The 22,043-nt window shown below is 56.7% G+C and carries 17 protein-coding genes; 13 read left to right on the forward strand and 4 right to left on the reverse strand.

The features are described 5' to 3' along the window. The first annotated feature begins 1 nt into the window (after position 1). Positions 2-2,461: an EAL domain-containing protein gene (locus GHO32_RS13020; protein WP_153334752.1), complete on the forward strand. Its 2,460-nt coding sequence runs from the start codon at positions 2-4 to the stop codon at positions 2,459-2,461. A gap of 45 nt (positions 2,462-2,506) precedes the next feature. After that, positions 2,507-3,292, forward strand: a complete 786-nt coding sequence (locus GHO32_RS13025; RefSeq protein WP_371924461.1) for a TenA family transcriptional regulator — start codon at positions 2,507-2,509, stop codon at positions 3,290-3,292. Positions 3,293-3,368: 76 nt separating this feature from the next. Here GHO32_RS13025 and GHO32_RS13030 read toward each other — a convergent pair whose 3' ends face one another. The 4 genes from GHO32_RS13030 to GHO32_RS13045 form a co-directional block, all read right to left on the reverse strand. Beyond that, on the reverse strand, positions 3,369-4,109 hold the full coding sequence (locus GHO32_RS13030; protein ID WP_123750431.1) for a YciK family oxidoreductase: 741 nt from the start codon (positions 4,107-4,109) through the stop codon (positions 3,369-3,371). Between the two features lie 45 nt (positions 4,110-4,154). Continuing rightward, positions 4,155-4,826 (reverse strand): N-acetylmuramic acid 6-phosphate phosphatase MupP, encoded by a 672-nt coding sequence (mupP, locus tag GHO32_RS13035; RefSeq protein ID WP_153334753.1) that lies wholly within the window; start codon positions 4,824-4,826, stop codon positions 4,155-4,157. 3 nt (positions 4,827-4,829) lie between these two features. Further along, positions 4,830-5,528 carry a bifunctional 2-polyprenyl-6-hydroxyphenol methylase/3-demethylubiquinol 3-O-methyltransferase UbiG gene (gene ubiG, locus GHO32_RS13040; protein ID WP_048368514.1) on the reverse strand — a complete coding sequence of 233 codons (699 nt, stop codon included), beginning with the start codon at positions 5,526-5,528 and terminating at the stop codon, positions 4,830-4,832. 63 nt (positions 5,529-5,591) lie between these two features. Beyond that, the gene (locus GHO32_RS13045; RefSeq protein WP_153334754.1) at positions 5,592-6,923 is read right to left on the reverse strand and encodes a TRZ/ATZ family hydrolase; all 1,332 of its coding nucleotides are present in this window, start codon (positions 6,921-6,923) and stop codon (positions 5,592-5,594) included. 108 nt (positions 6,924-7,031) lie between these two features. On the opposite strand from GHO32_RS13045, the gene mtnA reads away from it, so the two are divergent. The 11 genes from mtnA (at position 7,032) to GHO32_RS13100 (ending at position 21,825) form a co-directional block, all read left to right on the forward strand. After that, on the forward strand, positions 7,032-8,108 hold the full coding sequence (mtnA, locus tag GHO32_RS13050; protein WP_153334755.1) for an S-methyl-5-thioribose-1-phosphate isomerase: 1,077 nt from the start codon (positions 7,032-7,034) through the stop codon (positions 8,106-8,108). A 387-nt stretch (positions 8,109-8,495) separates the two neighbouring features. Then, on the forward strand, positions 8,496-11,147 hold the full coding sequence (gene gyrA / locus GHO32_RS13055) for a DNA gyrase subunit A (RefSeq protein WP_123750435.1): 2,652 nt from the start codon (positions 8,496-8,498) through the stop codon (positions 11,145-11,147). 186 nt (positions 11,148-11,333) lie between these two features. Beyond that, a complete protein-coding gene (gene serC, locus GHO32_RS13060; RefSeq protein ID WP_371924462.1) occupies positions 11,334-12,419 on the forward strand; it encodes a 3-phosphoserine/phosphohydroxythreonine transaminase in 1,086 nt (361 codons plus the stop codon). Beyond that, positions 12,419-13,513, forward strand: coding sequence for a prephenate dehydratase (pheA, locus tag GHO32_RS13065; RefSeq protein ID WP_048368510.1), 1,095 nt, complete (start codon positions 12,419-12,421; stop codon positions 13,511-13,513). The genes serC and pheA overlap by 1 nt, the downstream gene beginning before the upstream one ends. A gap of 10 nt (positions 13,514-13,523) precedes the next feature. After that, positions 13,524-14,636, forward strand: a complete 1,113-nt coding sequence (hisC, locus tag GHO32_RS13070; protein ID WP_153334757.1) for a histidinol-phosphate transaminase — start codon at positions 13,524-13,526, stop codon at positions 14,634-14,636. Between the two features lie 28 nt (positions 14,637-14,664). After that, positions 14,665-16,872 carry a bifunctional prephenate dehydrogenase/3-phosphoshikimate 1-carboxyvinyltransferase gene (locus GHO32_RS13075; protein ID WP_371924465.1) on the forward strand — a complete coding sequence of 736 codons (2,208 nt, stop codon included), beginning with the start codon at positions 14,665-14,667 and terminating at the stop codon, positions 16,870-16,872. Further along, positions 16,869-17,558: a (d)CMP kinase gene (gene cmk, locus GHO32_RS13080; protein WP_123750437.1), complete on the forward strand. Its 690-nt coding sequence runs from the start codon at positions 16,869-16,871 to the stop codon at positions 17,556-17,558. The genes GHO32_RS13075 and cmk overlap by 4 nt, the downstream gene beginning before the upstream one ends. A gap of 123 nt (positions 17,559-17,681) precedes the next feature. Continuing rightward, positions 17,682-19,376, forward strand: coding sequence for a 30S ribosomal protein S1 (gene rpsA, locus GHO32_RS13085; protein WP_019826775.1), 1,695 nt, complete (start codon positions 17,682-17,684; stop codon positions 19,374-19,376). A gap of 350 nt (positions 19,377-19,726) precedes the next feature. Next, entirely contained in the window at positions 19,727-20,023 is a 297-nt protein-coding gene (gene ihfB / locus GHO32_RS13090) for an integration host factor subunit beta (RefSeq protein ID WP_003447108.1), read from the forward strand. A 24-nt stretch (positions 20,024-20,047) separates the two neighbouring features. Next, a complete protein-coding gene (locus GHO32_RS13095) occupies positions 20,048-20,296 on the forward strand; it encodes a lipopolysaccharide assembly protein LapA domain-containing protein (RefSeq protein ID WP_048391291.1) in 249 nt (82 codons plus the stop codon). Between the two features lie 254 nt (positions 20,297-20,550). Further along, positions 20,551-21,825 carry a Wzz/FepE/Etk N-terminal domain-containing protein gene (locus GHO32_RS13100; protein ID WP_178113887.1) on the forward strand — a complete coding sequence of 425 codons (1,275 nt, stop codon included), beginning with the start codon at positions 20,551-20,553 and terminating at the stop codon, positions 21,823-21,825. The last annotated feature ends 218 nt before the right edge of the window (positions 21,826-22,043 follow it).

Below are 22,043 nucleotides of genomic sequence, written 5' to 3' on the forward strand. Positions count from 1 at the left end.
CATGAAGCCAAAACGTACGCTCGGGACGCCCCACCTGCTCGGGATTGTCTGGCCCTTTATTGCGGTTGTACTGTTTCAGGTTTTATTGGGCTGCTTGAGTCTCTACATGCTTTCGGCCGTAAGGGGCTATGTCGCAGGCGAGAGCTTGTGGTCCAAAGGCCAGAAAGACGCCATCTATTTCTTGAGCTTGTACGCGGACAATCGCGACCCCGCGACGTATGCGCAATATCAGCAAGCCATTCTCGTGCCCCAGGGCGGTCATAAACTGCGGGTGGCTCTGGACCAGCCTGAGCCGGATATGCAGGCGGCACGCGAAGGCATTCTGCAAGGCGGCAATCGCCCCGAAGACGTCTACGGGCTGATTTGGCTCTATCAGAATTTCCGACATTTCAGCTACCTGGAAAAAGCCATCGCGAAATGGAGCGTGGGCGACGAATATCTGGTCAAACTCGATAATCTGGCGCAAGAGATACACCGCCAGGTCAGCACGAATCAGGTGTCTGAGGCTGATGTCGCACAATGGCGCGCGCAGATTTATGCCATCAACGACGCGGTCACCCCCGCAGCCAAGGCGTTTAGCGATGCCTTGGGTGAAGCCTCACGGTTTATTTTGAAGCTGTTGGTGGCAGTTAACTTGGCCGTGGCCTTGGGGTTGATTTGCCTGGCGTTGTTGCGCACCCACAAGATTCTGGTTCAGAGCCGCATCTTTGCCGAAGCGCTGCAACTCGAAAAAGAGAGGGCGCAAATCACCCTGGAATCCATTGGAGATGGCGTGATCAGTACCGATGTTGATGGTGCCATCACGTACATGAACCCGGCTGCCGAGCACTTGACTCACTGGCAATCCGAACAGGCCCGGGGTGTGCCTCTGGGGGCGCTGTTCAAAATTCTTGATGACAACAGGCCGGATGAAGGCTTCAAGCTGATTGATCATGTGCTCAGCGGTCAGTTGGGCAGCAACAGTGAAAACTCCAGGTTTATCCAGCGTATGGATGGCAGCACCGTGGCGGTCACCCTGACCGGCGCGCCGATCTTGCACGCGGGCAAACTCAGCGGCGCGGTGTTGGTACTGCATGACATGACCCAGGAGCGGCAGTACATCGCCAATCTGTCCTGGCAGGCCACCCATGATGCGCTCACTGGGCTGGCCAACCGCCGTGAGTTCGAATACCGCCTGGAACTGGTGCTGCAAAACCTGGCGCGACAACAGGGTCGGCACGCGCTGATGTTTTTGGATCTGGACCAATTCAAACTGGTGAACGACACCTGCGGTCATGCGGCGGGTGACGAGCTTCTGCGCCATATTTGTGCGCTGCTGCAATCCGGTCTGCGTGAAGGCGATACCTTGGCGCGGCTGGGCGGAGATGAGTTCGGCATCTTGCTGGAAAACTGCCCGGCCGATGTGGCCGAGAAAATTGCCGAAGGGTTGCGGCATGCCGTGCAGAGTCTGCATTTTGCCTGGAAGGGCCGCCCGTTCCTCAACACCATCAGTATTGGCCTGGTGCATATTCACGACGTCCCGATCACGCTGGAAGGCTGCATGCGGGCTGCCGACATGGCCTGCTATATGGCCAAAGAGAAAGGCCGAAACCGGGTGCAGGTGTATCACGAGGACGACTCTGAGCTGTCCCTGCGCTTTGGTGAAATGAACTGGGTGCAGCGCCTGCACGTGGCGCTGGAAGAAAACCGCTTTTGCCTCTACTCCCAGGCAATTGTTCCATTGGGGCATGTGGAGGAGCACAGCGGTCACATTGAGATTCTTTTACGTCTGCAGGATGAAAATGAACGCATGATCATGCCTGACCATTTCATCCCGGCCGCCGAACGCTATGGCTTGATGCCATTGATTGACCGTTGGGTGGTCGAGAATGTGTTCAAGATCATTTCCGAATGCACGGCTCAGCACCCTGGGCGCCCAATGGAAATGTGTGCGATTAACTTGTCGGGCACGACCATTGGTGATGATGAGTTTCTGGCGTTCTTGCACGAACAGTTTGAATGCTATGGGGTTTCGCCCGGGCAAATCTGCTTTGAGATCACCGAAACCAGCGCCATCGCCAACCTGGGCAGCGCCATTCGTTTTATCAATGACCTGAAGGCGCTGGGGTGTCGATTCTCGCTGGATGACTTCTGTGCGGGAATGTCTTCGTTCGCTTATCTAAAGCACCTGCCGGTGGATTTTTTGAAGATTGATGGCAGTTTCGTCAGAGACATGCTGGATGATCCGATTAATCGGGCTATGGTAGAAGTGATTAATCACATTGGGCACGTGATGGGTAAGCGTACGATTGCAGAGTTTGTCGAGTCTTCGCACATTGAGCAGGCTTTGGTCGAGATCGGTGTCGATTATGCGCAGGGATATGCAGTTGAACGTCCTCACGTGCTGACGTGTGACAGTTTGTGGTGCCGGCCCAAACGTCCCGCGCCTTTGGCCCTGAAGTCGCCAGGCACGTTGCGTTAAGTATTTGCGGATTTGGAAAATCAGCGTGTCATAAGGAGCCTGATAGTGACCGAGACCTATAACCGAACTGGCCCTCTGATGGAGGCGACCAGCTACCCCGAGTGGGCTCAGCAATTGATCCGCGACTGCAGCGAGAGCAAGCGCCGGGTTGTTGAACACGAAATTTACCGACGCATGCGCGACAACACCCTCAGCGAAAAGACCATGCGTATTTTCCTGATCGGCGGCTGGCCGGTTGTCGAGCAGTTTTCGTTGTACATGGGTCATAACCTGGGCAAAACCCGTTATGGGCGCCATCCGGGTGAGGACATGGCGCGGCGCTGGCTTATCCGCAACATTCGTGTCGAGCTTAACCATGCCGACTATTGGGTGCATTGGGCGCGTGCACACGGTGTAAGCCTTGAAGACATGAACGCGCAGGACATACCGGCAGAGTTTCAGGCGCTCAACGACTGGTGCTGGCACAGCTGTGCAACCGACTCGTTGGCCGTGGCGATGGCCGCCACCAACTACGCCATCGAGGGCGCAGTCGGTGAATGGGCGGCTGTGGTGTGCTCAAAAAGCATCTATGAAGAGTCGTTTCCACAAGAGGGGCGCAAGCGCTCCATGAAATGGCTGAAGATGCACGCGCAGTATGACGATGAGCACCCTTGGGAAGCGCTGGAGATCATTTGCACGCTGGCGGGGTTGAACCCTTCAGAAGAGCTGAAAACCGAGTTGCGTAAAGCGATTTGCAAGAGCTATGACTACAAGTATCTGTTTTTGCAGAGCTGCTTGCAGTTTGAGGGGGCGCCGGTAGTGCGTGCGCGGCGCGAGCTGGTCAAGTCCTGATTGTCGGGAGATGACGACCTGAAGGGTTAAAAAAACCGGAGGCTGCATGGGCAGGCTCCGGTTTTTTTATGGGTTTTTACTGTGCGTTGAACGCCTGCCCATTGACCCCGGTGCTGTCCGGGCCCATCAGGTACAGGTAAACCGGCATGATGGCTTGCGGCTCAGGGTTGTTCTGCGGGTTTTCTGCGGGGTAGGCCTGCGCACGCATGCTGGTGCGGGTTGCACCCGGGTTGATGCTGTTGGAGCGCACCGTCGAGACGTTTTCAACTTCGTCGGCGAGGGTTTGCATCAGGCCTTCGGTGGCGAACTTGGACACGCCATAAGCGCCCCAGTAGGCGCGGCCTTTACGGCCAACGCTGCTGGAGGTGAAGATCACCGAGGCGTCTTGTGACAGTTTGAGCAACGGAAGCAGTGTGCTGGTCAGCATAAACATGGCGTTTACGTTGATGTGCATCACGCGCATGAAGTTCTCGCCACTCAGTTGCTCCAGCGGCGTGCGCGGGCCGATGATCGAGGCGTTGTGCAGGAGCCCGTCCAGGCGCCCGAACTCGCTTTCAATCATGGCCGCCAGTTCGTCGTACTGATGCGGCAGGGCGGTTTCGAGGTTGAACGGGATAACTGCCGGTTTGGCGTGCCCGGCGGCTTCAATGTCGTCGTAGACCTGGCTCAGGTTGGCTTCTGTCTTGCCGAGCAGCAACACGGTCGCTCCGTGGGCCGCATAGGTTTTGGCGGCGGCTGCGCCAATACCACGACCGGCCCCCGTGACCAGGATGATGCGGCCCTGAAGCAGGTCGGGGCGGGCGGTGTAATCAAACATAAAGCACCTCAACAAAAAGCAGGAAGCATGTGCAGCGCCTGGGTGTTAGCAACTGCACATCGCGTTATCCAGAACTTTGCGCAATTCGGCCGGATGGTCGACCACCACGTCAGCGCCCCAATGGTCAGGGTTGTCGTTGGGGTGGATATAGCCATAACGCACGGCGGCTGTTTTGGTCCCGGCATCGCGGCCAGACTCGATGTCACGCAGGTCGTCGCCGACAAACAGTACGCTGGCCGGGTCCAGGTCGAGCATCTTGCAGGCCAGGATAAGCGGCTCAGGGTCGGGCTTACTGCGGGTGACGTGATCGGGGCAGATCAGCAGGGCGGAACGCTCGGCCAGCCCAAGCTGTTGCATGATTGGCTCGGCGAAGCGTACGGGCTTGTTGGTGACAACGCCCCATACCAAATGAGCCTTTTCGATGTCGGCCAACAGTTCGGCCATGCCGTCAAACAGCTTGCTGTGGACCGCACAGTCACGTTGATAGCGCTCAAGGAACTCAAGGCGCAGGGCCTCGAAGTTGTCTGCTTCAGGGCTGATGCCGAACGTCGCGGCAACCATCGCCTTGGCACCGCCGGAAATTTCATCGCGAATCAGTTTGTCGGCCACGGGCGGCAGGTCACGGTCTGCGCGCATGGCCTGGCAGATGGCGATGAAGTCCGGCGCGGTGTCGAGCAGGGTGCCGTCCATGTCAAAAAGAACTGCTCTTAAACGCATGTATTACTCCTCGCGAAGGGTCTGGATCATGTAGTTGACGTCTACATCGTTGGCCAGTTTGTAGTGCTTGGTCAGCGGGTTGTAGGTCAGGCCGATGATGTCCTTGACGCTCAGACCTGCCTGGCGGCTCCAGGCGCCCAGCTCGGAAGGGCGGATGAACTTCTTGAAGTCGTGGGTCCCGCGTGGCATCAGCTTGAGCACATATTCGGCGCCGATAATCGCGAACAGGTAGGACTTGGGGTTGCGGTTGATGGTCGAGAAGAACACTTGGCCGCCCGGTTTGACCATCTGGTAGCAGGCGCGGATGACTGACGCTGGATCTGGCACGTGCTCGAGCATTTCTAGGCAGGTGACGACGTCGAACTGGCCCGGCATTTCGAGCGCCAGTTCTTCGGCAGTGATTTGACGGTACTCAACGTTGACGCCGGACTCGAGCTGGTGCAGTTGCGCGACAGCGAGGGGGGCTTCGCCCATGTCGATACCGGTGACAGTCGCCCCGCGCTGAGCCATGGACTCGCTGAGGATGCCGCCGCCGCAGCCTACATCGAGGACCTTTTTGCCGGCCAGGTGAACGCGCTCGTCAATCCAGTTGACCCGCAGCGGGTTGATGTCGTGCAGCGGCTTGAACTCGCTTTCGCGGTCCCACCAGCGATGGGCAAGCGCCTCGAATTTGGCGATCTCGGCGTGGTCGACGTTGCTCATGGGTAAATCCTCTAAAGCTAAAAAACCGGGTAAAACTCAGGGCCGTGGCCCTGAGGCTTGGAATCAATGAGTATGGCTGTTTATACGCTCGCCCCAGGCTTTGGCGGTAGCGCACAGTTGTTGCTCGTCCAGGCACGTCAGTTGGCCGTTATCCAGCAGTTGCTTGCCGGCGACCCATACATGTTTCACGCAATCGCGGCCAGTGGCGTAGATCAGCTGCGAGACGGGGTCGTAGACCGGCTGCTGGGCAAGACCGCTCAGATCGAATGCCACCATATCAGCCGCTTTGCCGACTTCGATCGAGCCGATTTCGCTCTCCTGGCCCAGGGCGCGAGCGCCGTTGAGCGTTGCCATACGCAGTGCGCGGTGAGCGTCCAGTGCCGTGGCCGAGCCGGATACGGCTTTGGCCAGCAGGGCAGCAGTGCGGGTTTCACCGAGCAAATCGAGGTCATTATTGCTGGCGGCCCCGTCGGTGCCAACCGCGACATTGACGCCGGCTTGCCACAAACGCTCAACCGGGCAGAAACCGCTGGCCAATTTGAGGTTGGATTCAGGGCAATGGATCACGCTGGAGTTGCTTTCTACCAGAAGGCTGAGGTCTTCATCGTTGATTTGAGTCATGTGCACGGCCTGAAAGCGCGGGCCCAGCAAGCCCAGGCGGGCAAGGCGGGCCATCGGGCGTTCGGCATTGTGCTCGACGGCCTGTTGCACTTCGAAGGCGGTCTCATGCACGTGCATCTGTACGGCAGCATCGAGTTCGTCGGCAATTACCCGGACTTTCTCGAGGTTTTCGTCACCGACGGTATACGGCGCGTGCGGGCCGAACGCGATTTTGATGCGCGGGTGGTATTTCAGGTCGCCAAACAGTTCTACCGCCTGGCGCAGGGATTCGTCTGCGGTGCTGGCGCCCGGAATCGGGAAGTCCAGAATGGGGAAGGCAATTTGTGCGCGGATACCGCTGTTGTGCACGCGCTCGCTGGCCACCTTGGGGAAGAAATACATGTCACTGAAGCAGGTAATGCCGCCTTTGATCTGCTCGGCTATGGCCAGGTCGGTGCCGTCGCGAACGAACGCCTCATCGACCCACTTGGCTTCGGCCGGCCAGATATGGTTTTCCAGCCAGGTCATCAGGGGCAGGTCATCGGCCATGCCGCGGAACAACGTCATTGCTGCATGACCGTGAGCGTTGATCAACCCCGGGCTGAGCAGCATTTCGGGGAGTTCGCGGGTTTCAATGGCGGTGTGTTTTTCGGCGAGGTGGCGTGGCCCCATGAATATAATGCGTCCGTCCTGGATGCCCACAGCGTGGTCCTTGAGTACGACCCCGGCGGGTTCAACAGGTACGAGCCAGGTGGGGAGCAGCAATAAGTCGAAGGTCAAGGGCTGGGTTGGCATCAAAAACGACTTCCGGTGCATTATAAAAAGGACGCGAAGTATACCCGAGCGTCTTGGGGGCGGGCTCGCTATAATCGGCGGTTTTGTATCAGGGTGATAGGGGAAGTCATGCGCGATCGACTGTTGGCCGCTGAAAAGGTAAAGGCCATTGATTGGCAGGGTGAAGCCCTGCATCTGCTGGATCAGCGCATTTTGCCTTTTGAAGAGAACTGGCTGGCCTATACCGACGCTGACGGGGTTGCCCAGGCCATTCGTGACATGGTGGTGCGTGGCGCCCCGGCGATAGGTATTGCGGCGGCTTATGGCGTGGTGCTGGCGGCGCGTGATCGCAAGGCGGCAGGCGGTGACTGGGTAGCGGCGCTGGAACAGGATTTTTCCCTGCTGGCGAACTCGCGACCGACCGCAGTGAACCTGTTTTGGGCGCTCAATCGCATGCGCGACCGTCTGGAGCGCTGCAAAGACAACCCCGATGCGCTGCAGGCGCTGGAAGACGAAGCCGTCGCGATCCATGAGAGCGACCGCGAGGCCAATCTGACAATGGCGCAGTTGGGTGTCGATGTGATTCGTCGCCATCAGGGCAATGCTCAGACCGTATTGACCCATTGCAACACCGGAGCGCTGGCAACCGGCGGCTTTGGCACGGCACTGGGGGTGATTCGCGGCGCATGGATCGAGGGCATGATCGAGCAGGTGTATGCCGATGAAACCCGGCCGTGGCTGCAAGGCTCGCGCCTGACTGCCTGGGAACTGGCCAACGAAGGGATCCCGGTGATTTTGAACGTGGACTCGGCCGCAGCCCATATCATGAAAACCAAGGGCGTGACCTGGGTGATTGTCGGCGCTGACCGGATTACCGCCAACGGTGACGTGGCAAACAAGATCGGCACCTATCAGTTGGCGGTCAACGCCATGCACCACGGTGTGCGCTTTATGGTGGTTGCGCCGAGTTCAACCATCGACATGGATCTGGCCAGCGGCGAAGACATCCCGATTGAAGAGCGTAACGGCAGTGAATTGCTGGAAGTGGGTGGCAAGCGTGTCGGCGCGGACGTTCAGGCGTTCAATCCGGTGTTTGACGTGACCCCGGCAGACCTGATTGACGTGATCGTGACCGAGAAGGGCATTGTTGAGCGCCCGGACGCTGCCAAAATGGCGCAATTGATGTGCCGCAAGCGGTTGCATTGATGCGCTGACGCAGGCTCCTCCCCCCCTTATTGCCAGATGATACAAACGAAGGCCTGCGGCGCCTATCGCAGCCTTCGGTGCTCACTAAAAACCTGGGTGGCAGGGCCCCTCAAGTGGGCTCAGAGTCCCTCTGGACACGCTCAAGCCTGCAATCGGTCCAATTACTATGCTCCATGCGCATCTGGGGGATAGGTGCGTGGCGGCGATTGTGATAACATCCGGCGGTTTCCGGGGTGCCCTGCAAGGGTTGCCCTTACTGCGCAAATCCGTAGGTTAACTCGTTGATTTGTCGTAAGTCGTTGCGTGGCACGTGGCCAGCGGCGGCGAGCTTCGTTCGTCCCGAATGGATGTGGCGAAGTTTCACCCGAAAAAGGAATCAGGCTTCTCATGGGCGAACTGGCCAAAGAAATCCTCCCGGTCAATATCGAAGACGAGCTGAAACAGTCCTACCTCGACTACGCAATGAGCGTAATTGTCGGCCGGGCACTGCCTGATGCGCGCGATGGCTTGAAGCCCGTGCACCGGCGTGTGCTGTTTGCGATGAGCGAACTGAGTAACGACTGGAACAAGCCGTACAAGAAATCTGCCCGTGTGGTCGGTGACGTTATCGGTAAGTATCACCCGCATGGTGATACGGCCGTTTACGACACCATCGTTCGAATGGCTCAGCCATTCTCCCTGCGCTACCTGCTGGTAGACGGTCAGGGTAACTTCGGTTCGGTTGACGGCGACAACGCCGCTGCCATGCGATACACCGAAGTGCGCATGACCAAGTTGGCTCACGAACTGCTGGCCGACTTGCATAAAGAAACCGTGGATTGGGTGCCGAACTATGACGGCACTGAACTGATCCCGGCGGTCATGCCAACGCGTATTCCCAACTTGTTGGTCAACGGCTCCAGCGGTATTGCTGTGGGCATGGCCACCAACATCCCGCCGCACAACCTGGGTGAAGTCATTGATGGCTGCCTGGCATTGATCGACAACCCGGAGTTGAGCGTCGACGAACTGATGCAGTTCATCCCGGGCCCGGATTTTCCAACAGCGGCCATCATCAACGGCCGTGCCGGCATCATCGAAGCCTATCGCACTGGCCGTGGTCGCATTTACATGCGCGCCCGTTCGGTTATCGAAGACATCGACAAGGTTGGCGGCCGTCAGCAGATCGTGATCACTGAGCTGCCTTACCAGTTGAACAAGGCGCGTCTGATCGAGAAGATCGCTGAACTGGTTAAAGAGAAGAAGCTCGAAGGCATCACCGAGCTGCGTGATGAGTCCGACAAAGACGGCATGCGTGTTGTGATCGAGCTGCGTCGTGGTGAAGTGCCTGAGGTTATTCTCAATAACCTCTATGCACAGACCCAGCTGCAAAGCGTGTTCGGGATCAACATTGTTGCCCTGATCGACGGCCGTCCGCGCATCCTGAACCTCAAGGACCTGCTTGAAGCGTTCGTGCGTCACCGTCGTGAAGTGGTGACCCGTCGTACCGTCTTCGAGCTGCGTAAAGCCCGTGAGCGTGGCCATATCCTTGAAGGTCAGGCCGTTGCACTGTCCAACATCGACCCGGTGATTGCGCTGATCAAAGCGTCGCCTACGCCATCTGAAGCCAAGGAAGCGCTGATCAGCACCCCTTGGGAGTCGACGGCGGTAGTGGCGATGGTTGAACGTGCCGGTGCCGACTCATGCCGCCCTGAAAACCTTGACCCGCAATATGGTCTGCGCGACGGCAAGTACTTCCTGTCGCCAGAACAGGCTCAGGCTATTCTTGAATTGCGCCTGCACCGCTTGACCGGTCTTGAGCACGAGAAGCTGCTGGCTGAGTACCAAGAGATTCTGAACCAGATCGGCGAGCTGATCCGCATTCTCAACAGCGCTGTGCGCTTGATGGAAGTGATCCGCGAAGAGCTGGAAGTCATTCGTGCGGAATACGGCGACGTGCGCCGTACCGAAATTCTGGATCATCGTCTCGACCTGACACTGGGCGACATGATTCCGGAAGAAGAGCGCGTTGTGACCATCTCCCACGGTGGCTATGCCAAGACCCAGCCGTTGGCTGCGTACCAGGCTCAGCGTCGTGGCGGTAAAGGCAAGTCGGCCACTGGCGTGAAAGATGAGGACTACATTGCTCACCTGCTGGTAGCCAACAGCCACACCACGCTGTTGCTGTTCTCCAGCAAGGGCAAGGTGTACTGGCTCAAGACTTACGAAATTCCAGAAGCGTCCCGTGCCGCGCGCGGTCGTCCGCTGGTCAACCTGCTGCCGCTGGATGAGGGTGAATACATCACCACCATGTTGCCGGTCGAGGAATACACCGAAGGTCATTTCATCTTCATGGCTACCGCTAACGGCACCGTGAAGAAGACCCCGCTGGAATCTTTCAGCCGTCAACGCAGCGTGGGGCTGATCGCCCTGGAGCTGGACGAAGGCGACGTACTGATCAGCGCTGCTATCACTGATGGCGAGCGCGAAGTCATGCTGTTCTCCGACGGTGGCAAAGTGACTCGCTTTAAAGAGTCCGACGTACGTGCGATGGGCCGTACGGCCCGTGGTGTTCGCGGCATGCGTCTGCCAGAAGGTCAAAAGCTGATCTCGATGCTGATCCCGGAAGAAGGCAGCCAGATCCTTACGGCGTCCGAGCGTGGCTACGGCAAGCGTACGGCGATCAGCGAGTTCCCTGAGTACAAGCGTGGCGGTCAGGGCGTAATTGCCATGGTCAGCAACGAGCGTAACGGTCGTCTGGTTGGCGCTGTCCAGGTTCAGGATGGCGAAGAAATCATGCTGATTTCTGACCAGGGTACGTTGGTGCGTACGCGTGTTGACGAAGTGTCGAGCCTGGGTCGTAACACTCAGGGCGTGACCTTGATCAAACTGGCCAGCGATGAAACGCTGGTCGGGCTTGAGCGGGTACAGGAGCCTTCGGAAGTGGAAGGCGAAGAACTCGACGATGACGTTGAACTCGAGGGCGAGGCCATCCAGGATGGCGTTGACGACGAGCAGCCGCTAGAGGCTGGCGCTGACGAAGAAGAACCGCAGGAATAAGCGGACACACAGGGGGCGGATGAAGATTCGCCCCCTTGTTGTATGTGTTGGGGCTGCAACGTGTAGCGAAGCACTGATTTTTTTGAGCCGCCAGGCCGGTGTGCACAGAACAGATTGGCGCTTTGCCATGCGGTGCAGCTCTTGTTGATTTATTGCATGACCCACCAAATCAGAGCGAGAGTGGATGTGAGCAAACGAGCCTATAACTTCTGCGCAGGTCCTGCTGCGCTTCCTGAAGCCGTCCTGTTGCGTGCCCAGTCTGAGTTGCTCGACTGGCATGGCAAGGGCCTCTCGGTTATGGAAATGAGCCATCGCAGCGATGAGTTCGTGTCCATTGCAACCAAGGCTGAGCAGGATCTGCGCGACCTGCTGTCTATTCCCTCGAACTATAAAGTCCTGTTTCTGCAAGGCGGCGCAAGCCAGCAATTTGCCCAGATCCCGTTGAATCTGCTGCCTGAAAATGGCTCGGCGGATTACATCGACACCGGTATCTGGTCGCAAAAAGCCATCGAAGAAGCTGCACGCTATGGCCACATCAACGTGGCTGCCAGCGCCAAGAACTACGATTACTTTGCGATTCCTGGCCAGAACGAGTGGAACCTCTCCAAAGACGCGGCCTATGTTCACTATGCGCCGAACGAAACCATCGGCGGCCTGGAGTTTGACTGGATTCCGCAAACCGGCGACGTTCCGCTGGTTGCCGATATGTCCTCGGACATCCTGTCGCGCCCAGTCGACGTTTCCCGTTTCGGCATGATCTACGCTGGCGCACAGAAGAACATTGGCCCAAGCGGTATCGTGGTGAACATCATCCGCGAAGACCTGCTGGGGCGTGCACGCTCGTTCTGCCCGACCATGCTCGATTACAAGGTCGCCGCCGACAATGGCTCGATGTACAACACCCCGCCAACGCTGGCCTGGTACTTGTCTGGCCTGGTGTTTGAGTGGCTGAAAGAGCAGGGTGGCGTTGAAGCCATCGGCAAGCTCAATGAAGTTAAAAAGCGCACTTTGTACGACTTCATCGACGCCAGTGGCTTGTACAGCAACCCGATCAACAAGACTGACCGCTCGTGGATGAACGTGCCGTTCCGTCTGGCTGACGACCGTCTCGACAAGCCATTCCTGGCGGGTGCTGACGCTCGCGGCCTGTTGAACCTCAAAGGCCATCGCTCGGTGGGCGGCATGCGTGCGTCGATCTATAACGCCGTGGACATCCACGCAGTGAATGCGCTGGTGGCTTACATGGCAGAGTTCGAGAAGGAACACGGCTAATGTCCGAGCAAGAACTCAAGGCCTTGCGCCTGCGTATCGACAGCCTGGACGAGAAGGTTCTGGAGCTGATCAGTGAGCGTGCCCGCTGCGCTCAGGAAGTGGCACGGGTCAAGATGGCGTCGCTGGCTGAAGGCGAAGTGCCGGTCTTTTACCGCCCTGAGCGTGAAGCTCAGGTGCTTAAGCGTGTGATGGAGCGCAACAAGGGCCCGTTGGGCAACGAAGAGATGGCGCGGTTGTTCCGCGAAATCATGTCTTCTTGCCTGGCGCTGGAGCAGCCGCTGAAAGTGGCTTATCTGGGCCCTGAAGGCACCTTTACCCAAGCTGCGGCCATGAAGCACTTTGGTCACGCGGTCATCAGCAAGCCGATGGCTGCGATTGATGAAGTGTTCCGTGAAGTGGCGGCGGGTGCGGTGAACTTTGGTGTGGTGCCGGTAGAGAACTCTACCGAAGGCGCTGTTAACCATACGCTGGACAGTTTCCTTGAGCACGACATGGTGATCTGCGGCGAAGTTGAGCTGCGTATCCACCACCACCTGCTGGTGGGCGAAAACACCAAAACTGACAGCATTAGCCGTATCTATTCGCATGCCCAGTCGTTGGCCCAGTGCCGCAAATGGCTGGACGCGCACTACCCGAACGTTGAGCGCATTGCCGTGTCGAGCAATGCCGAGGCGGCCAAGCGGGTTAAAGGCGAGTGGAACTCCGCAGCGATTGCTGGCGATATGGCAGCAGGCCTGTACGGTCTGACCCGTCTGGCTGAAAAAATCGAAGATCGCCCGGATAACTCCACGCGCTTCTTGATGATTGGCAACCAGGAAGTGCCGCCGACCGGGGACGACAAAACCTCGATTATCGTGTCGATGAGCAACCGTCCGGGTGCGCTGCATGAGCTGTTGGTGCCATTCCATGAAAACGGCATCGACCTCACGCGCATTGAGACGCGTCCATCGCGCAGCGGCAAGTGGACCTATGTGTTCTTTATTGACTTTGCTGGCCACCACCGCGACCCGTTGGTCAAAAGTGTGCTGGAGCAGATCAGTCAGGAGGCCGTAGCGCTCAAAGTGCTGGGCTCCTATCCGAAAGCGGTTCTCTGAGGCGGTTTACATGAGCGGTGATTTCCTCGCCCTGGCACAGCCGGGCGTGCAGCAACTTTCGCCATACGTCCCGGGCAAGCCTGTGGACGAGCTGGCGCGTGAGCTGGATATTGATCCGGCGACCATCGTCAAACTGGCCAGCAACGAAAACCCTTTGGGTGCAAGCCCCAAGGCGCTGGCGGCCATTCGTGAAGAACTGACTGAGTTGACGCGTTATCCAGACGGCAACGGTTTCGCCCTGAAAACCTTGCTGGCCGAGCAAACTGGCGTGCAACTGAATCAAGTGACGCTGGGCAATGGTTCTAACGACATTCTGGAACTAGTTGCGCGTGCGTACCTGGCGCCAGGCTTGAATGCCGTGTTCAGCGAGCATGCGTTCGCGGTGTACCCGATCGTGACCCAGGCCATTGGTGCGACGGCGCATGTTGTCCCGGCCAAAGATTGGGGGCATGACTTGCCGGCCATGCTGGGGGCTATAGACGAGAACACCCGTGTGGTGTTCCTCGCCAACCCGAACAACCCGACCGGCACCTGGTTCAGCGCCGAGGCGCTCAACGAGTTTTTGCAAGATGTGCCTGAGCGTGTGCTGGTGGTTCTGGACGAGGCGTATATCGAGTACGCAGAAGGCAGTGAATTGCCGGATGGCGTGGAGTTCTTGTCGGCTTACCCGAACTTGCTGGTCTCGCGAACCTTCTCCAAGGCTTATGGCCTGGCCGCCTTGCGGGTAGGGTACGGGTTGTCGAGCGCTGTGGTGGCCGACGTGTTAAACCGCGTTCGCCAGCCATTCAATGTCAATAGCCTGGCGCTGGCCGCGGCCTGCGCTGCGCTACAAGATGCCGACTATCTGGCCGAAAGCCGCCGCCTCAACGAGGCGGGCATGGAGCAGTTGCAAGACGGCTTCCGTGAGTTGGGCTTGCAGTGGATTCCATCCAAAGGCAATTTTATTGCGGTGGATCTGGGGCAGGTCGCAGCGCCGGTTTATCAAGGCTTGCTGCGTGAAGGCGTAATTGTGCGCCCGGTGGCCAACTACGGCATGCCGAATCACTTGCGTATCACCATTGGTCTGCCAGCGGAAAACACCCGCTTGCTTGAGGCGCTGGCCAAGGTTCTTGCTCGTGGTTGATGTTATATCGCTGAAACCTGTTGCGCCTATTGTAGGCCGGCTGGTGGTTGTGGGATTGGGCCTGATTGGTGGCTCTTTCGCTAAAGGTATGCGTGAAAGTGGCTTGTGCGCCGAGGTGGTCGGTGTTGATCTGAACCCGAGGTCGCGAGCCCTGGCAGTCGAACTGGGTGTGGTTGATCGTTGTGAAGCTGATCTGGCGGTGGCTTGCCGTGGCGCCGACGTTATTCAGTTGGCCGTGCCAATTCTGGCGATGGAGAAAATGCTCGCCTTATTGGCGGGCATTGATCTGGGCCATGCGGTATTGACCGATGTCGGCAGTGCCAAGGGTAACGTGGTGCGCGCTGCAGCTCAGGCGTTTGGTGCCATGCCGCCGCGTTTCGTGCCGGGGCATCCAATTGCCGGGTCTGAGCAAAGCGGTGTCGAGGCTTCAAATGCCAGTCTGTTCGAGCGGCACAAGGTTATTTTGACGCCTGTGGCCGAAACCGATCCTGCTGCGCTGGCCCTGGTCGATACGTTGTGGCGCGCACTGGGTGCAGATGTTGAACATATGCAGGTCGAACGCCACGACGAAGTCCTCGCTGCAACCAGTCATCTGCCGCACCTGCTGGCGTTTGGGTTGGTCGATTCTCTTGCCAAGCGCAATGAGAATCTGGAGATCTTTCGGTACGCTGCAGGGGGCTTCCGCGATTTCACAAGAATCGCCGGGAGCGACCCGGTAATGTGGCATGACATCTTCCTCGCTAACCGCGAGGCGGTGCTGCGCACATTGGATACATTTCGTAGCGACCTCGACGCCTTGCGCGACGCGGTCGATGCAGGGGACGGGCATCAATTGCTGGGCGTTTTTACCCGCGCCCGGGTTGCTCGAGAGCATTTCAGTAAAATCCTGGCCCGCCGGGCATATGTGGACCCTATGAATTCAAATGATCTGATTTTCCTGGCTGAACCAGGTGGCACTGTAACTGGCCAAATCCGTGTGCCAGGCGACAAGTCCATTTCTCACCGCTCGATCATGCTCGGCTCGTTGGCTGAGGGCACGACGCAGGTTGAAGGTTTTCTTGAGGGCGAAGACGCTCTGGCAACGTTGCAAGCGTTCCGTGACATGGGCGTTGTCATTGAAGGACCGCACCAGGGTCGAGTGACCATTCACGGCGTTGGCCTGCATGGCTTGAAAGCGCCACCTGGGCCCATATATCTGGGTAACTCAGGTACGTCGATGCGCTTGTTGTCGGGTCTTTTGGCCGCACAGAGCTTTGACACGACGCTGACCGGTGATGCATCGCTGACCAAGCGCCCAATGAACCGTGTGGCCAACCCGCTGCGTGAAATGGGCGCTGTGATCGAAACGGCGGCTGAGGGTCGCCCGCCCATGACCATTCGTGGCGGTCACGCGCTCAAAGGCGTGAATTACACATTGCCAATGGCCAGTGCCCAAGTGAAGTCCTGCCTGTTGCTGGCGGGTTTGTATGCCGAAGGCACGACCTCTGTCACTGAGCCAGCGCCAACCCGCGATCACACCGAGCGCATGTTGCGTGGTTTTGGTTACCCGGTCAGTGTCAACGGACCTACGGCGTCGGTCGAGTCGGGCCACAAGCTCACGGCGACGCATATCGAAGTGCCGGGCGATATCTCGTCGTCGGCGTTCTTCCTGGTTGCGGCTTCCATCGCTGAAGGGTCGGACCTGTTGCTGGAGCACGTAGGCATCAACCCTACTCGCACAGGCGTGATTGACATTTTGCGCTTGATGGGTGCTGACATCACCCTCGAAAATCAGCGCGAAGTGGGCGGCGAGCCAGTGGCGGACCTGCGTGTTCGGGCTGCCAAGCTTAAAGGTATCGACATTCCGGAAGCGCTGGTGCCATTGGCCATCGATGAATTCCCGGTGCTGTTCGTGGCTGCGGCGGTGGCTGAAGGTCGTACTGTTCTGCGCGGCGCCGAAGAGCTGCGGGTCAAGGAGTCGGACCGTATCCAGGTGATGGCTGACGGCTTGCTGACCTTGGGCGTCAAATGCGAACCGACCCCTGACGGTATCATTATTGATGGCGGTTCCATCGGTGGCGGTGAGGTTCATGGTCATGGCGACCACCGTATTGCGATGGCATTCAGCATTGCTTCGCTGCGCGCTACGGCGCCAATCCGTATTCACGATTGCGCTAACGTCGCGACGTCTTTCCCGAACTTCCTGGCGCTGTGCAAACAGGTCGGTATTCGTGTGGCGCAAGAGGCGCAGTCGTGATCTCGGTGGCGCCAGTCATCACCATCGACGGACCTAGCGGTTCGGGCAAGGGTACCGTTGCAGGTCGCCTGGCCGAGCATTTGGGCTGGGCATTGCTGGATTCTGGCGCCTTATACCGTTTGCTGGCGTTTGCTGCTGTCAATCATGGTGTCGCGTTCGATAACGAAGCGTTGTTAAGTCAGTTGGCGGCTCACCTTGACGTGCAGTTCGTCGGGGCGACGGAAGGTAAATCGGCGCGTATCATCCTCGAGGGTGAAGACGTCACGCTGGCTATTCGTAATGAGACGGTTGCTAAGGGTGCATCGCAAGTGGCGGCGTTACCCGCTGTTCGCGAGGCTTTGCTGCAGCGTCAGCGTGCATTCAGGGAGTTTCCGGGGCTGGTTGCCGACGGTCGCGACATGGGAACAGTGGTTTTTCCTGAGGCGCCGCTGAAGATTTTCCTGACGGCCAGCGCCGAGGAGAGGGCCCGTCGCCGTTACTTGCAGTTGAAGGCCAAGGGGGATGATGTTAGTCTCCCGCGTCTGTTGGATGAGATACGTGCCCGTGATGAGCGTGACACGCAGCGTGCAATAGCCCCGCTAAAGCCGGCGGCTGATGCCATACAGCTTGACTCCACGGAGTTATCCATCGAGCAGGTGTTAGAACGCATCAAGAGTGAAATCGCCCTTCGCGATCTCGCCGGATGACCAAGAACGCGTGCAGGAGACCAGAAATAGTCCTGCATGCCTTCTTTTATATGAACGTAACCCACATTGTCTGGAATGTGGCAGATGGGCGTATTCCTTCGCCCTTGATCAACAGGAATTAAAATGAGCGAAAGCTTTGCAGAACTGTTTGAAGAAAGCCTAAAAACCCTGAATCTTCAGGCTGGCTCGATCATCACCGCTATCATCGTTGATATCGATTACCAAGCTGGTTGGGTTACCGTTCACGCTGGTTTGAAGTCTGAAGGCCTCATCCCGCTGGAGCAGTTCCACAACGACGCTGGCGAACTGAACATCAACATCGGTGATGAAGTTCACGTTGCGCTGGACGCGGTCGAAGACGGCTTTGGCGAAACCAAGCTGTCCCGTGAAAAAGCCAAGCGCGCTGAATGCTGGATCGTTCTGGAAGCAGCCTTCGCAGCTGAAGAAGTGGTCAAGGGCGTTATCAACGGTAAGGTTAAAGGCGGCTTCACTGTCGACGTTAACGGCATCCGTGCGTTCCTGCCAGGTTCTCTGGTTGACGTTCGTCCAGTGCGCGACACCACGCACCTGGAAGGCAAAGAGCTGGAATTCAAGGTCATCAAGCTTGACCAGAAGCGCAACAACGTTGTTGTTTCGCGTCGCAGCGTACTTGAAGCAGAGAACTCGGCTGAGCGTGAAGCTCTGCTGGAATCCCTGCAAGAAGGTCAGCAAGTTAAAGGTATCGTCAAAAACCTCACCGACTACGGCGCATTCGTCGATCTGGGTGGCGTTGATGGCCTGCTGCACATCACTGACATGGCCTGGAAGCGCATCAAGCATCCTTCCGAAATCGTCAACGTTGGCGACGAGATCGATGTCAAGGTTCTGAAGTACGATCGCGAACGCAATCGTGTTTCCCTGGGCCTGAAGCAACTGGGCGAAGATCCATGGGTTGCTATCAAAGCCCGTTACCCAGAAAGCACTCGCGTTACCGCTCGTGTAACCAACCTGACCGACTACGGCTGCTTCGCTGAGCTGGAAGAAGGCGTTGAAGGTCTGGTACACGTTTCTGAAATGGACTGGACCAACAAAAACATCCACCCTTCGAAAGTCGTACAAGTCGGCGACGAAGTGGAAGTTATGGTTCTGGACATCGACGAAGAGCGTCGTCGCATCTCCCTGGGCATCAAGCAGTGCAAATCTAACCCATGGGAAGATTTCTCTGGCCAGTTCAACAAGGGCGATAAAATCTCCGGCACCATCAAGTCGATCACCGATTTCGGTATCTTCATTGGTCTGGACGGCGGCATCGACGGCCTGGTTCACCTGTCCGACATCTCCTGGAACGAAGTGGGCGAAGAAGCTGTACGTCGTTTCAAGAAGGGCGACGAGCTTGACACCGTTATCCTGTCTGTTGATCCAGAGCGTGAGCGTATCTCCCTGGGTATCAAGCAGCTGGAAAGCGATCCGTTCTCCGAGTACGTACAAGAGAACGACAAAGGCGCAATCGTTAAGGGCATCGTGAAAGAAGTTGACGCTAAAGGCGCCATTATCACTCTGGCCAACGATATCGAAGCAACTCTGAAAGCCTCCGAAATCAGCCGTGACCGCATCGAAGACGCGCGTAACGTTCTGAAAGAAGGCGAAGAAGTAGAAGCCAAGATCATCAGCGTTGATCGCAAGAGCCGCGTAATCCAACTGTCCATCAAGTCGAAAGACGTTGAAGACGAGAAGGAAGCAATCCAGAGCCTGCGCGACAAGCCAGCTACCTCTGAGATCGCTGCTGGTCCGACCACTCTGGGCGACCTGCTGCGTGCACAAATGGAAAAACAGAACTAAGTTCTGATTGACCATAGAAAAAGGGCGACTTAGGTCGCCCTTTTTTGTTGCCTGCGATTTGAGTTTTGCCTGCTCAGGGCCGCTATGCAGCGATTTTGGAGGCTTTTATAGCGCCCAGCTCTGGTACACGGGATCCATCTAAATTAACGGTTAGAGCCTCTCAGCGCGCATATCGGGCAAGTTGATGGTGCGCTGCACCTGAAGTGATGGTTAGCAGGTATGTCAGGCATACCTGAGCAATTGCGCAGAGGTCTGCAAAGATAAGTCAAGATCTGGGCTGTTCAAATTCGATTGATCATGCTAAAACCTTTGAAGCGCTGATCTAGCTGCTTGAAAAAGAAGGGAAAAATATGACGAAGTCGGAGTTGATCGAACGAATTGTCACCCATCAAGGGCTACTCTCATCCAAAGATGTAGAGCTGGCTATCAAGACCATGCTTGAACAAATGTCGCAGTGCTTGGCGACCGGAGATCGAATTGAAATCCGTGGCTTTGGTAGTTTTTCGCTGCATTACCGTGCACCACGGGTCGGCCGTAACCCAAAAACCGGCCAGTCTGTAAGTCTCGACGGTAAATTTGTTCCTCATTTCAAGCCGGGTAAAGAGCTACGGGATCGAGTGAACGAAGATGAGGAAGACGATATTTAATCCTTAGGGACATGGGAGTTACAGATGAGTAGCGTTAAGCGTGCAGTTCTGGTGGCTTTTGCGCTGGTAGTTATTTTCGGGACGATGATTTTTATTCTCGAAAACCAGCAGCCCACGTCTTTGGTTTTTCTTGGGTGGAGTACACCTGAGCTGCCAGCTTCACTGTTTTTTATCGGTGCATTGCTGCTTGGCATGCTGATTGGGCCTGCAATGGGCTTTATTGCATACAAGCGAAAAGCTGCACGATTGAAGCGCAGCGTGTTGCAGCCTTAAAACAAAGAGCTTGGCGCATCGGGGCAAGGAGCGCCTCCTTGGTCCCGCAGCAGTCGCTTTCATAGGAAAAGTCCTACAGAAAGTCAGGCTTCGTATTCTATGTACGCCTTGGTAATGCATGCAGAATACGGCCAATCCTCGATTGCCAGCTATTTCCCTGCTTATTCAGGTGCTCTGATTTACACACCTGCTGTCCAGCAATGAATATCCCTGCAACCGAGCCCGCCATGTTTCATTGAAAGCAGGCTTTGTTGGTGAGCAATACTTCCTCTGTTTCCAGTGCCGTCTCACGGCATAACATCGATATTTTTGGCATTTACAAACTGATTTGGCAGGGCAGGCGTCTGATTCTGCTACTGGGCACACTCTTTGGTTTGTCTGCTTATACCTATACCAGACTCATCACATCTGAGTATCAGGTTGCCAGCGTGCTTCGTCCGGTTGCGCTTAATGCGCTGGATGCACTTAACCGTTCAGGTGTCTACACACTTCCTCCCGATGAGGCACTGACAAGAGTGGGCTCAGCTCTTGAGTCATATGGAGTGCGCTTAGGTTTTTTTAGGGCGAATCAGGCACTGTTCAGTTATTTGCAGCGGCCAGGCGTTACGCTTGAGCAGAGCTTTGAGTCCTTCAATAGAGCTTCGTTGAAGGTGATTACGCCCCCTATCAATAAGGTCGGGTCGACAAGTGCTCTTATTCGCTTGGAGCTGAATTATCCCGAAGGCGTTGACGGTGCCCAAATTCTCAATGGCTTCGTTGAGTATGCAATTGAAGTGGAGCGTAAACATATAGAAGCTGACCTCAAGATCATCATTGAGAACCGTCTTGTGGAACTTGAGGACAGCATCGACGCGGCTCGCGCTGAATATGACGTGAGCAAGCAAGCCCGCATTGCAACATTGCTGGAGAGCGATGGCGTTCAGCGTTCGAAATTGCAGGACGAACTTGTTGCGCTACGAAAGCAGCTCAGGGTTGGGCGAATGGATCGAATAGCTCAATTAAAGGAGGCAATCGATATTGCTCAGTCGTTGGGGATTCAAAAGCCAACGACGCCATCGGGTTTGGCTGAGAGTTCTCGCGTGGGTGAAGGGCCTACCATGTACACCGAGATCAACAATCAGCAGATCCCACTTTATTTTATGGGGGTCGAGATCCTCGAAGCGGAACGCTCTGCATTGTTGAAGCGTAACAGTGATGACTTCACTGAGGCGCGTATCGCTCACATCGCGCGTGAAATGTGGATGCTACAAAATAATCGTGAAGTTGAAGTGCTTGAAAAGCGTGAAAATGAGGAACTTTTTCTGAATGGGGTACAGCCCTTTCGAGCTGAAATTTCACGCTTGGGTAAGGCTGGCAATCTTGATTTCAGTGGTATTCAGTTAGTGGCAATTGACCGTAAAGCACTGGAACCTCTGAGTCCAATCAAACCCAGGAAAATCTTGTTTGTAGTTCTGGGTGTGGCTTTTGGTTGTGCGGCAGGGGCCTTGATTGTGTTGATGCGAGATTCGTTGGCTGCGCGCAGATTCTAAAGCTCGTATGTCGATTGCCCCTAGGTCTGACTGGCGAGAGCACTACATGGCATATCCGATTGTTAAACATCATGGTGCCATTAGCGGCGTCACAGGCTCGTGTCATGAATTGCAGATGACACGCCAGGGCAGCATTCTAATGTAACCGTCCGGGCAACACACCTACCTGAGAGCGTCGCCTAAGGCGATGGTGTCCACCTGATTTTAAGTGGACACCA

The sequence above is a fragment of the Pseudomonas sp. FSL R10-2189 genome (assembly GCF_009600325.1).
In the GTDB taxonomy this organism is placed as follows: Bacteria; Pseudomonadota; Gammaproteobacteria; order Pseudomonadales; family Pseudomonadaceae; genus Aquipseudomonas; species Aquipseudomonas helleri.

Excerpts from the sequence above, each read along its gene's own strand:
- GHO32_RS13020 (WP_153334752.1), top strand. The coding sequence starts at position 2 with ATGAAGCCAAAACGTACGCTCGGGACGCCCCACCTGCTCGGGATTGTC.
- GHO32_RS13030 (WP_123750431.1), bottom strand. The coding sequence starts at position 4,109 with ATGTTTGATTACACCGCCCGCCCCGACCTGCTTCAGGGCCGCATCATC.
- mupP (WP_153334753.1), bottom strand. The coding sequence starts at position 4,826 with ATGCGTTTAAGAGCAGTTCTTTTTGACATGGACGGCACCCTGCTCGAC.
- ubiG (WP_048368514.1), bottom strand. The coding sequence starts at position 5,528 with ATGAGCAACGTCGACCACGCCGAGATCGCCAAATTCGAGGCGCTTGCC.
- GHO32_RS13045 (WP_153334754.1), bottom strand. The coding sequence starts at position 6,923 with ATGCCAACCCAGCCCTTGACCTTCGACTTATTGCTGCTCCCCACCTGG.
- mtnA (WP_153334755.1), top strand. The coding sequence starts at position 7,032 with ATGCGCGATCGACTGTTGGCCGCTGAAAAGGTAAAGGCCATTGATTGG.
- gyrA (WP_123750435.1), top strand. The coding sequence starts at position 8,496 with ATGGGCGAACTGGCCAAAGAAATCCTCCCGGTCAATATCGAAGACGAG.
- pheA (WP_048368510.1), top strand. The coding sequence starts at position 12,419 with ATGTCCGAGCAAGAACTCAAGGCCTTGCGCCTGCGTATCGACAGCCTG.
- hisC (WP_153334757.1), top strand. The coding sequence starts at position 13,524 with ATGAGCGGTGATTTCCTCGCCCTGGCACAGCCGGGCGTGCAGCAACTT.
- rpsA (WP_019826775.1), top strand. The coding sequence starts at position 17,682 with ATGAGCGAAAGCTTTGCAGAACTGTTTGAAGAAAGCCTAAAAACCCTG.
- ihfB (WP_003447108.1), top strand. The coding sequence starts at position 19,727 with ATGACGAAGTCGGAGTTGATCGAACGAATTGTCACCCATCAAGGGCTA.
- GHO32_RS13095 (WP_048391291.1), top strand. The coding sequence starts at position 20,048 with ATGAGTAGCGTTAAGCGTGCAGTTCTGGTGGCTTTTGCGCTGGTAGTT.